Genomic DNA, 11,649 nt, shown 5'->3' on the forward strand with positions numbered 1-11,649 from the left:
TGTTGCATGGATATGGTCATTCTCGGTGTGCCACTTCTGGCACTGGTAGGATTCCTGTTTGCCTCCTACGCGATTGTCGCCAACGACGTCATCCAGACGCTGGGGACGTTCCTGTCGTCGAATGCCAAACGCCCCTGGCTGCTGCTCTGGGCATTTGCGTCGTCCATTATCGTGGCGGTGATGATCTATGGCTGGTTCGCCTATGACGGCGATATTGCTTTCGGCCGCCTCAACCGCATTCCCTATCCGGAGCTGGGTATTCAGTGGTGGCATGTGCTGCCGCCTCTGGTCCTGCTCGTGCTGACACGCTTTGGCATCCCGGTTTCGACGACATTCCTTGTACTGACGATTTTTACCCTGTCGGGCGGTTCGGCTACCGAGGGTGTCCTCGGCGACATGCTGATGAAGAGCTTTTTCGGCTACCTCGTAGCCTTCGCCGCTGGCGCGGTCGTGTTTCTGGTCATCGCGCGCCTGTTTGAGCGCTGGGTTGCGCGCACGCGCGGCCAGCCCATCTCCCCGGTCTGGTTCATCGCCCAGTGGTGCTCCACAGCTTTCCTGTGGTCGCAATGGCTGATGCAGGATCTGGCCAATATCTTCATCTTCCTGCCGCGCGAGACCGTTATCGCCGCTGACGGCTCGGTACAGGTCACCTTCTCCCTTGGCCTGGTGGTGTTTGCGACCCTTCTGATGGTTGCCCTGCACGGCATCATTTTCGCCACGCGTGGCGGCGAGATTCAAAAAATCGTCCTCACAAAGACAAATACCGTGGACCCGCGCTCGGCCACTTTTGTTGATCTGATCTACGCGTTCATCCTGCTGTTTTTCAAGGAACTCAACGACGTGCCCATGAGCACGACCTGGGTGTTCCTCGGCCTTCTGGCGGGCCGCGAGATCGCGATTACCTATGTCGCCTCGCTGCGCTCCAAGGGCGAGGCCATGTTCGACGTGGCGACCGATATTGGCCGGGCCGGCATCGGCCTTGCGGTGTCCGTCGCGATGGCCGTCGCCCTGCCTTTCGTAGCGACCGGCTCAATGCCGGATATACGCCAGCAGATTTTCGGATCAGCAGAGGCGCAAACGGGGCCTGCCGATACGCCGGCTCCTGTGTCCGCCGAAACCGGCCCTGCCATACCGGCGCGCGGCGCACCCTGAGACGGCGTCAGTCGTATTCGCGCCGCCAGGTCAGGGCGACGCCGGTATCACCGTCCGGCGCAATGCGTGACAAGAGGGTCAGATTCTGGGTCAGCGCCCATTCGATGCGAGTGGTGGCGCTCGCCGATCCGCCGCCCGTCTCCACTTCCAGATATACATCCTCGGTAAGATAGCGCCCGCCTGCAACGACCGTTTCGCCCGTTCGGCTGGAGCTGACCGAGAGCTGGTCCAGGCCCAGCCCGCTGCGCAACGCTCCGAACGGATCGAACCCGCCCCCCGACGACATGCTGGCGACCGCGCCAGCCAGCTGGGCGGCCTGCACCCCGCTGAGCTGCCCGGCGCCCTGATCGAACAGAAGCCGCGCTGCAATCTCGTCCTGTGGCAGGCTGGGGGTCGAGGCCAGGGTGATTTCCGGCGCGCTCACCACGCCGCCCACGCGGATCTCCGCTGTAATCTCGCGGGCCTGCCGGGCCGCCACCAGATTGATGGCGGCGTCCATCGGGTCGCCAGCGAAGACGACCGAGCCCGAGCGCATCTCGAAGGGCCGGCCCAGCAGGTCCGCACGTCCGCGCAGCAGGGTTGCGCGGCCCCTCAGGCTTATCGCGTTGGTGGGGCCCCGCGCCGTCACATCCATCGACCATTCAGAGTCAAATTGCCCGCCACGTACGAAGATGCGCCCCGGCGCCCGGATGCGATAATCCAGAACGATGTCCGGCCCCCGGCGAAGCTCTGCCAGGTCATCGCGGGCCCCGGCGGCATTGATGTGTACTACCTCCACCAGGGGGATGGAGGGGCGGCTGGCTTCAGGCGGGCGCACCTCGGCGCGTGCAATCCGGGTTTCGCCGCTGATTTCGATGCGGTTATCGCCCACACCAATGTCCACATTGCCCCCGCCCACGACGGTGAGATCGGGGCGCTCGATAATCAGGAAGTCGGTGAACTGCAGCGCCGCCTCGCCCTGAAGGCGGGCACCGGCCAGGCTGAAACTGCCATTGCCGGTCAGCTCCCCGCCTTCGGCGCTTTGCGCCCGCAAGCTATCTATCTCCAGCCCGTCCTCGGCGAAGCGTGCGTCGAGGCGCAGGTTCTGGACAGAAATGCCGATTGCCGGATCATCAAAACGGCCGTTTTCAAGCACGAGGGTGCCATCAAGATCCGGTGCGCCGACACTGCCGCCGAGCACCGCTTCCAGACGGGCTGTTCCGGAGAGGCTCTGGCCTTCGGCGAGCCGGAACGCGGCCAGCGTGCCTATCTCGCCTGATACCCTTGCGGCGCCAGCCAGACCCGTCTCCGGCGCGGTCAGGCTCTCAGGGCCGGTAACGGGCCCTGAGAGCAGCTGTATACTCGCCGTTGCCTGCAGGTCCGATCCGCGCGCCCGCGCCTCCAGCTGAGCCCCGGCCTCGTCGAGCATCATGGTCAGGGTGCCGTTCAGGGTGATGTCGGCGCCGTCGGGCCGCTGGCTTTCTGGCGGCGCGATGTCTTCCGCCTCAAGCCGCATGGTGCCGGTCCATGTGCCGCCAGCCTGAGACAAAGCGAGATTGCCCGAAACGGCGCCGCCCACAGGCTCGCGCCCGGATGGATAGCTGGCCAGCGCGGCAGGAATGTTGGCGGCATCGAGCGTCACCTCAATACTGTCATCGCCGGTGTCAACGCGCGCGTCGAGCGTGCCCCGGTTCAGCCCCAGTGAAAGGCGTGCCCGCGTGCCATCTGGCCCGAAGCGGAAATCGGCGGCCTCGCGCGTGGCGATACGTACACCGCCATAGCGGCCGATGAGGGAAAATCCGAGCGCGGTCTCATCCTCACCCGATGTCAGCTGCCCATTGACGGATACAAGCGCGCGTGCGCCGTACGCGCCCTCGGCCTCCAGCGTGAAGCCGATATTGTCTACCGGGCCTTCGGCATCAAACTCCAGCCTGTCGAGATAGGTCAGGTTTTCGCCCACCATGTCCTCGGCCCGGATCCGCGCGGAAATATGGCCGTCGGCAAGCCGGAAGGCGATCGCTGCCGACCCGAAACCGTTGACAGGCATCGCGCGCAGCGCGCCCCCCACACGGCTGCCTTCGGCCTGCAGCCCACCGGTGTAGTTGAACCCGCCAAACCGGCCTTCGATACCGCTCAGATCGGCGCGCTCGCCCTCGCGTGATGCCCGGCCTCCAATATCGACGGGGCCCGTGCCCGTGGCGCCGGTCAGCCGCCATGCGCCGTCAAAGGCATCGGGCGGGCCTTCGCCTTCAAGGCGCAGCCGCGCATTCTCCACCACGACCGGGCCGGCCCCGGCGCGCGGCGCGGTCATGTCGGCGCGGATACGCAGCGTGTCATTGCGGTCACGCGCTTCAAAGGCGAGGCTCGCCGTGCCTTCCAGCACCATGGCTGCCAGCGGCGCGCCGCAAGACCATGCGGCCTGCCCGGTTATGTCCCAGCCCTGTTCGTCGGAGCTGCCTTGCGCTTCAGCCACCAGATTGGGAGCTTCAATGTCCAGTGCTTCCAGCGCTATGGCACCGTCCGCGCGCCGCTCCCCGCGGGCACTGAAGCGCGCCTCCCCGCCGATACGCGTGCCCAGCTCGCGTCCCAGGTTCTGCGCCCTCCCGCTCGCCGAGAACCGGCCCGTCCCGTCAAAGCCCAGCGCCAGCTCGGCGGTGCCAGAGGCGCGCCCGGATAATTGTTCGGTCAGGCGTTCAATGGCCAGCCCGTCATAGCGCAATGACAGGGCAATGCGTTCGCGCGCCGTGTCCACACTGCCGCTGGCCGTCAGCACCAGGGCGGAGGCGCCCTCCAGCCGTGCTGACACGATTTCCAGCTGGCGCTGCTCACTGTTCCAGACAAGCCGGGCCTCGAGCGCAGGTTCGGCTCCGGCCAGCGTCTGCAGAATGTCCGGCTCCAGAGCGGTCGAACGGGTCTGCAGGGATGCATCCACCCGTATCGTGTCCAGAGGACCCTCCACGCGCACCGGGCCGCCTGCGTGGGCGATATTGCCGATGGGAAGCGTGATGCCTTCAGCGCCAATCCGGCCTTCAAACACAAGCGGACTGCCCTCACTGGCCGGTATGAGGATGCCGTCAGCCGCCAGGGATGCGAACTGCATGGTCTCGGGCAGCAGCGCGTTGACCAGTCCCGCCGCCTCCTGGACCTGTACGGCGATGCCGTCTGCCCGGCGCGCCGCTGTCAGTGACAGGCGCGGCGCGCGCACCTCACCGGAGACTGCGTCCAGCTGAGGCGCCGTTACACCCGCCTCTCCGAGTGGCAGCTGCAGGGCGAACTCCAAGGCGCCCCCGATCAGAGAGTCAAGTTGCTCGAAACTCTCCCAGGCGCGCGCATCAAGCTGGCCTTGTGCGGACAGCATGCCATCGGACCAGTCAAGCGTGCTGGCGCCCGCGCGCGCATCACCGATGAAAAAGACCAGATCGCCGCCGCCCGCCTGCGGTGTGCCGTCTGCGCTCAGCCGCGCGGTAGCACCCTGTCCGGGCGCCTGCAGCAGAGCCGCCAGAGGCCCGTCCGGCGCGGCATCAATATCCGCGCGCAAGCTTATATCGCCGTCCGTGACGAGCGACAGCGACACCCGGTCGCCGGGCGCATCAATCCGGTCGGCGTCCAGCTGCGCATTCCACTGGGCGCCCTGTCCGCGCGCGCGCCCCAGCACCGAAATGACAGCCGCGTCCCCGGCCACTCCTTCAGCGAGGGAGAGCGCGTTAATCTCGAAGCGTGCAAGATTTACTGCGAGGTCGGGCAGCCCGCCTCCGCCGGGCGCCTGCTCCTCCCTCGCTGGCAGGCGCAATATGTTGGCGCGCTGCACAGACAGCTCGGCAATATCGAGCGTGTTGGCCAGCAGGGAGGCAGGCGTCCATTCAAACACGGCCTCTTCCAGCTCCAGCCAGACGCCCTCTTCATCAGACAGGGTGATGCGTCTGGCAGTGAGACGGTCAAACAGATTGCCCTCAAGCCCGGAAATGGAGAGCCGTCCATAACCTGCCACCTGACGGCCATCGGCCAGCCGGACCACCAGGTCACGGCCCGTCTGGCCGGTCAGGGTGACGACCGCGATGCCCGCCGTGACGACGGTCAGCAGCGTCAGTATCCCGAACGTCCAGGCCAGGATCAGGGCAATCAGCCGTATGCGTGAGGACGAGACCGCTGACATCAGAAGGCCTGCCCGATACTGATATAGAGGTGAATGGCAGCATCGCCGGAGCGCCGGTTCAGTGGTGCAGCCACATCCACCCGCAACGGGCCAAAGCCGGGATAATAACGCACGCCCGCTCCGATGCCGAAGCGCATCTCGTCAAAATCGGGTTCAATACCGCTGCTTGCCACACCGCCATCCAGAAAGCCGACAAATCCGAGCCGTTCCGAGTAGCGCCAGCGTGCTTCGACGCTGGTTTCCACCAGCGAGCGCCCGCCAAACGGCTCCAGTTCTCCGGTATTTATGCCGATGACCCGCGGTGACAGGGCCTGATAGCCATACCCGCGCACAGAGCCGCCGCCGCCGGCATAGAACCGCAAATCGGCCGGCACGGATTGGGCCTCAACGCCAAACAGCGCCCCCACCCGTCCGCGCACGGCAATCAGCATGCGCTCGCTGACCGGGAAATACGTGCGTGCCCCCAGAACGGCGCGCACATACTGGCTTTGCGTATCGCCAAACGTCAGACCGGGCCGGATTTCCATATCGGCGCCGATACCCGATTGCGGATCCAGCACATCGTCGCGGTCATCATAGGCAAGGCTGAGCGGGAAGGTGATCGAGTTCAGCGTGCGTTCGCCCGCTGCGTCCGTGATCCGGGCGATCTGCCCGGACAGGCCTGCCGATGCGAAAAGCTGATCGGTGACAGGGCGTGACAGGGTAGCGCGCGCGCTGATCGAGTCCTGCTCAAAGGCGTCGGTGTTTTCCAGCGCCAGTCCGGCGCCGACTTCCAGCGTCTGCGCGAACCGGCGCCAGTGCGGAAAGAGCAGGCTCGCCTCGCCGCCCGTATTGAGCTCCGATGCGCGCCCGATCAGCGTCAGTGTCTCGTCCCGCCGGAACAGGTTGCGGCGTGCCCATTCGGCCCCCGCCCCTGCGCCTTCCGTCGTGGCATAGCGCGCTGAAAGCTGGATGCGGTGGCGAGGCGTCGGCTCCATACGCACATCAACGGCGCGTATATTGCCTGACCCTTCCTCTTCCGGTGCCAGCCGGGCCTCGGCCAGTGCCACGCTGCCCAGTGCTTGCAGGCGCTGGGTGTAGATGTTGAGCTGGCGGGTGCTGACCGGGTCACCGGGGCTGAAAGGCGCAAGGCTGGCGACATAATCCTCGCGCAGATCGGCCAGACCACCGGCCAGTTGCGGCTCACCAAAGCGCAGGAACGGGCCGGTATTGAAATGCATTTCCACTGTAACCGACGCATCAAGATGGTCTGCCGTGAACGCATGTTCTCCGGCGCGCGCCAGCGGCCAGCCATTATTGCGCAGCGCCTCCACGACAGCGGCTTCCGCATCAATAATACCCTGTGAACGCATGGGCTGCCCGGTGCGCAGGTTTGCCGCTGAACGGATTTCATCTCCGGGCTGATCGCCGCCTTCAGGGGTGTCAAAGCGGATGTCGAGCGTAGCGATGGTGAAGCGTTCACCGGGGCGCACGCGCACCAGCGGACGCTGGTCGTCATCAAGGCGCGGATCAATCAGGGCGGCAAAATAGCCTTGGGAGTCCAGATAGCGCCGGATCTGCTCGCCTGCATCGCGGGCGCGCTCGCGATTGCGCCAGCGATTGTCCGAATGGGACGGGGCTTCGCCGACAATGCGCGCTATGGCGGCATCGAGCGCCGGGTCTTCCACGCCTTCCACGCGCGCCAGCGGCACCGCCGACACCGGGGCGCCGGCCAGTAAAAGTGCGCTGGCTGCAAGAAGAATACGCCGCCGCATGGGAAAGACTGCCTTCAACTTATCATTCCGTTTTGTCCCATCCCAGCAACGTTCACCATATGGCTTCAAGGCGCTGGCGTCACTACGGGTTGCAGCCCACGGACAATGGCTTCCGGGCGCACATAGCTAACCGGAATTTCATGTTTGTGCGGCGACGCGCCCACTGTGCAAATGCAGTAAAGGCGCTAGGTTAGGCCTCACCGGCGAGGGGCAGACAGTCACCATGGACCAAGACAGGCAGGATGTTCGCGAAGAGCGCGGTTGGCTGGGCTGGGTGCAGCTGGCCATCATCCTCGGGATCATCATCTTCTCTCTTGCCTTGACGGCCTGGCTGGCGGCGGGCAGTTCCGGTGGCGCATCCAATGGCAATGGCGCTCAGGTAACGGCGGCGCCCGTCGAAATCGTGCGCCCGCGCGCGGCCTCGCACACCGTGCAGGTACGCACGACCGGGACGGTGCGTGCCAGGGCGCTGGTCAGCCTGACACCGGAAGTGGGCGGGCAGGTGGTGGAGGTCTCCGACTCGGTCCGTCAGGGCGCGCGGTTCGAGGCTGGTGAAACGCTGGCGCTCATCGATCCGCGCAATTACCGCCTTGCGGTTGACCGGGCCGGTGCTGCCTATGCCGATGCGCAAAGTGCCCTCCAGCGCCTTGAGGCCGAGGCCGGGCTTGCCAGAGAGGAATGGGAGGCACTCTATCCCGGCCAACCCATTGCGCCCCTGACAGCGCTCGAACCGCAGCTGGAGGCCGCCCGTGCGCGTGTCACCTCTGCGCGCGCGGATCTGGAGCAGGCGCGCCTCAATCTCGACCGGACACGCCTTCGCCTGCCGTTTGACGGGCGTATTGCTGAAGCGCGCATAGAGCTGGGCCAGACGCTCGGCGCCGGCCAGCCCTATGGTGAGGTCTACGCCATTGATGCGCTGGAGATCGCTGTCCCTCTGAGCCCGGAAGAGCTGGCGAGGATTTCGCCCGCGCAGGGGCGCCCGGTTACGCTGACCTTCGAGGCCGGTGCGGCGCCCGGCCTGACGGGTACGATCGTGCGCGAAGGCGCGCGGCTGGATGACAGGTCGCGCCTGATCACGGTTTTCATTCTCCCGGATGATCCTGAAACCCTGCGGCCGGGCCTGTTTGCCAATGTCACCATAGAAGGCGCTACCATGGCTGAGGCGCTCAGCCTTCCGGCCTCCGCGCTCGCCGGACTGTCTGAGGTGCGTACCGTGCGCGATGGCCGGATCGTGCCAGTGACGATCACCGTGCTTGACCGTTCCGGCGACAGGGTGATTGCCGCACCGTTCGACGCCGGTGAAGGTGTTATCGTCTCGCCCTTGCCGGAATCGGTACTTGGCGGGCCCGTCACCATTATCGCGGAGCGTGAGAATTGAGCGGCGCGCGCCCTTCCGGTTCGCCTGACACGCCAGCCGATCACGGCCTGCCCGGGGCGGGCCTGATCCGCTGGTTTGCCGACAATCCGGTAGCGGCCAATCTCGTGATGATCCTGCTCCTGCTCAGCGGGGCGATCAGCGCGGCCACCATGCGCACCGAGGTTTTCCCGGCTTTCACCCCGCGCACCATCATCGTGTCCGTGCTCTATCCGGGCGCGACGCCTGAAGATGTCGAGCAGTCCATTACGCGGCGCGTGGAAGAGGCCGTGATCGGCCTTGATGGTGTGCGTGAGGTGCGTGCCACCGCATCAGAGAATGTCGGCACCGTCACCATCGAGATCAGCGAGTTCGCCAATCCGCGCATTGTACGCGACGATGTGCAGACGGCTGTCGACTCGCTGGTGAGCTTCCCGCCCGCCGATGCCGAGCAGCCCCAGATACGCATCCCCCAGCCAACGACCACGGTCCTCACCCTGGTTCTAACCGGCGCGGTGGATGAAGGAACCCTCAGGCGCGCCGCGGAGCAGGTCGAGCGTGATCTGATGGCGGTCAACGGCATCTCCACCGTGCAACTGCGCGGGGTGCGTCCCTACGAAATCGCCATTTCCGTCTCCGAGGAGGCGCTGCGCGCTTATGGCCTCACCTTTGGCGATGTCGCCCAGGCCTTGCGCGCTGCATCCATCGACCTGTCGGGCGGTCAGATACGCACAGGTGCAGGCGAGTTCCTCTTGCGCACCAATGCGCGCGCCGAGACGGGCGAAGCGTTTGAAGAGATCATCCTGCGCGCCCTTCCCGATGGCTCTCGCATCCGGGTACGTGACGTGGCGACAGTCACGGACGGATTTGCCGAAGACCCGCTCATCAGCCTGTTCAATGGCCGGCCGGCCGCCCTTGTCGATGTGCAGCTGCGCGGCAATGAAGACCTTTTGCGCGTAAGGGCGCGTGCCATTGATTATGTCGAGAGCGCGGTCCTGCCGCCGGGCATATCCTTGAGCGTGGCCAGCGATCAGAGCCAGGTTTTCCGCGACCGCGTATCATTGCTGGCACGCAACGCGATTCTGGGTTTTACCCTCGTCTTCCTGCTGCTGGTGCTGCTTCTCGATCTGCGTCTTGCCTTCTGGGTGGCGCTGGGCGTGCCGATTGCGTTTCTCGGCGGTTTCACCCTGTTTGGCGCAGCCGGGGTGACGCTCAATTTCATCACCACGTTCGGGCTTATCATCGTGCTTGGCATCGTGGTCGATGCGGCCATCGTCGTGGGCGAAAACACCGACCGGGAACGCATGAAGGGCCGATCCAACAAGGAGGCCGCGATTGCAGGCGTCACCGGCGTGGCCGCGCCCGTACTCGTCGGCGTGCTGACAACGGTTGCCGCGTTCGGGCCGCTGGTTTTCATCACGGGCACGTTTGGCGAGATCACCCGGCCGATCCCGATTCTGGTGATTTCCATCCTGGTTGTCTCGCTGATCGTCGCCTTCTTCGTGCTGCCGACCCAGCTGGCGGGCGGGTCCACCTGGTCACGCGGGCCCATGCGCTCGATCCAGACCTGGGTGGATGGTTATGTCGCCGGCTTTGCCGATAACGTCCTGCGCGGCTGGACGCGTTTTGCGGGCCGGATGCGCTATCTCGTTGCCGTGGCGGGCTTCTGCATCCTGATCGCCTGTTTCACCTTGCTGGGCACGGGCACGGTGCGCTTTGTGTTCTTCCCGAACATTGAAGCTGATTCCATCACCGCCAGCCTTGCCCTGCCGACAGGTGCGCCCTTCGAGGCGACGCGCGCGGCCGCCACGCGCATGCTGGACGAGGCCGAAGCCATGCAGGCCGAATATGCAGAGCGCGGCGAGCCCGTATTTGAGTCTGTTTCGGCTGTCATTGGCGGGCGCACCAGCCTGTTTGGCGGACCCGGCTCGGTCAGTTCAACATCGCTGGCATCGCATCTGGCCCAGATCGAGATACGCCTGACCCCGTCCTCCCAGCGCCGCCTGTCGTCAACCCAGCTGGAGCGTGAATGGCGCACCCGCATCGGCCAGCTGGCAGGGGTCGAACGCCTGACCTTCACCGCCTCTGCCGGTCCGCAAAACCCCGACATCGCCTACCAGCTCTCCCATCCGGATAATGACGAGCTGGAGCGCGCCGTGAACCAGCTGGTGGCGGGCTTGCGCGATGTGGAGGCCTTGAGCGGTATTGATAGCGGCTATGAGCTCGGCAAGCGCCAGCTGGATTTTGCGCTGACCCCGGCAGGCGATGCGGCCGGTTTGCGGGCCGCCGACATTGCCCGTCAGGCCCGCCAGGCCTTCTTTGGCGAGGAAATCCAGCGCATCCAGCGCGGCAGCGAGGAAGTGCGCGTCTTCGTGCGCTACCCGCAAGCTGAACGCACCAGCCTCGACGACCTCTCGCAATTCCGGGTACGCACCGCCGATGGCACCGCTATACCCTTGAGCGTGGCCGCCAGCATGACCGAGACACGCTCGCTGACCTCGATCAATTCGGTGGATGGCCGCCGCGTGATCGAGGTGACGGCGGATGTGGACCGCTCCATCCTCACGCCAGACGATGCGCGTGCCATCGTCGAAAACCGTCTTCTGGCAGACCTTGTATCGCAGTTTCCCCAGCTGCGCTGGGAGCTCTCCGGTGCGGGCCGCGATCAGGCCGAGGATTTTGCTTCCATCGGGCAGGGTTTCCTCTTTGCCATCATCATCATGTACGCCCTTCTGGCGACACAGCTGGGCAGCTATGTCCAGCCGCTGGTCATCCTGATCGCCATTCCCTTTGGCGTGGGCGGGGCGATTTTCGGCCATTTCCTGATGGGTTATGATGTCTCCTTCCCGTCCCTGTTCGGGATGGTGGCGCTCTCCGGCGTGGTCGTGAACGCGTCAATCGTGCTCATGGACCGCTACAACATGAATGTCGCGCGCGGTTACACGCCTGCAGAAGCGATTTCGGAGGCCACCTCCCGGCGCTTCCGGCCCATCCTCATCACCACGCTGACCACCGCTTTCGGGCTTCTCCCCATCATGCTGGAGACCAGTCCGCAGGCGCAATTCCTGGTGCCGATGACCATTTCGCTCGGCATTGGCCTGCTCTTCGCTTCGGCGCTCATCCTGCTGCTCCTGCCCGCCTATGTGCTGATCGTGGAGGATCTGCGCGGGGTAAAAGTGCGCGCGGTCCAGCCCCACGCCGAACCGGCCGAATAGGCTGCGCACACTGCCCGGCTTGACCCGTGGCCTCTCGAGGCT

Annotated in this window: 5 protein-coding genes; 3 read left to right on the top strand and 2 right to left on the bottom strand. The window is 65.3% G+C overall.

The window, feature by feature from the left end:
* Positions 1 to 6 precede the first annotated feature (6 nt).
* Complete coding sequence (locus X907_RS00795) at positions 7 to 1,152, top strand: hypothetical protein (RefSeq protein ID WP_233352442.1); 1,146 nt, start codon at positions 7 to 9, stop codon at positions 1,150 to 1,152.
* 7 nt (positions 1,153 to 1,159) lie between these two features.
* Here the strand turns inward: X907_RS00795 and X907_RS00800 are convergent, their stop codons facing one another.
* On the bottom strand, positions 1,160 to 5,284 hold the full coding sequence (locus X907_RS00800) for a translocation/assembly module TamB domain-containing protein (protein ID WP_127565172.1): 4,125 nt from the start codon (positions 5,282 to 5,284) through the stop codon (positions 1,160 to 1,162).
* The gene (locus X907_RS00805; protein ID WP_127565173.1) at positions 5,284 to 7,038 is read right to left on the bottom strand and encodes an autotransporter assembly complex protein TamA; all 1,755 of its coding nucleotides are present in this window, start codon (positions 7,036 to 7,038) and stop codon (positions 5,284 to 5,286) included. Before X907_RS00805 ends, X907_RS00800 begins: the two co-directional genes overlap by 1 nt.
* Positions 7,039 to 7,261: 223 nt before the next feature.
* Between X907_RS00805 and X907_RS00810 the strand changes: the two genes are divergently transcribed.
* Positions 7,262 to 8,416 carry an efflux RND transporter periplasmic adaptor subunit gene (locus tag X907_RS00810; protein ID WP_127565174.1) on the top strand — a complete coding sequence of 385 codons (1,155 nt, stop codon included), beginning with the start codon at positions 7,262 to 7,264 and terminating at the stop codon, positions 8,414 to 8,416.
* Positions 8,413 to 11,607: an efflux RND transporter permease subunit gene (locus X907_RS00815; protein WP_233352443.1), complete on the top strand. Its 3,195-nt coding sequence runs from the start codon at positions 8,413 to 8,415 to the stop codon at positions 11,605 to 11,607. Before X907_RS00810 ends, X907_RS00815 begins: the two co-directional genes overlap by 4 nt.
* Positions 11,608 to 11,649 lie beyond the last annotated feature (42 nt).

Origin of the sequence: Glycocaulis alkaliphilus (genome assembly GCF_004000605.1) — a bacterium.
Classification (GTDB): Bacteria; Pseudomonadota; Alphaproteobacteria; order Caulobacterales; family Maricaulaceae; genus Glycocaulis; species Glycocaulis alkaliphilus.

Coding starts and splice junctions, on each gene's coding strand:
- X907_RS00805 (WP_127565173.1), bottom strand. CDS start 7,038: ATGCGGCGGCGTATTCTTCTTGCAGCCAGCGCACTTTTACTGGCCGGC.
- X907_RS00800 (WP_127565172.1), bottom strand. CDS start 5,284: ATGTCAGCGGTCTCGTCCTCACGCATACGGCTGATTGCCCTGATCCTG.
- X907_RS00795 (WP_233352442.1), top strand. CDS start 7: ATGGATATGGTCATTCTCGGTGTGCCACTTCTGGCACTGGTAGGATTC.
- X907_RS00810 (WP_127565174.1), top strand. CDS start 7,262: ATGGACCAAGACAGGCAGGATGTTCGCGAAGAGCGCGGTTGGCTGGGC.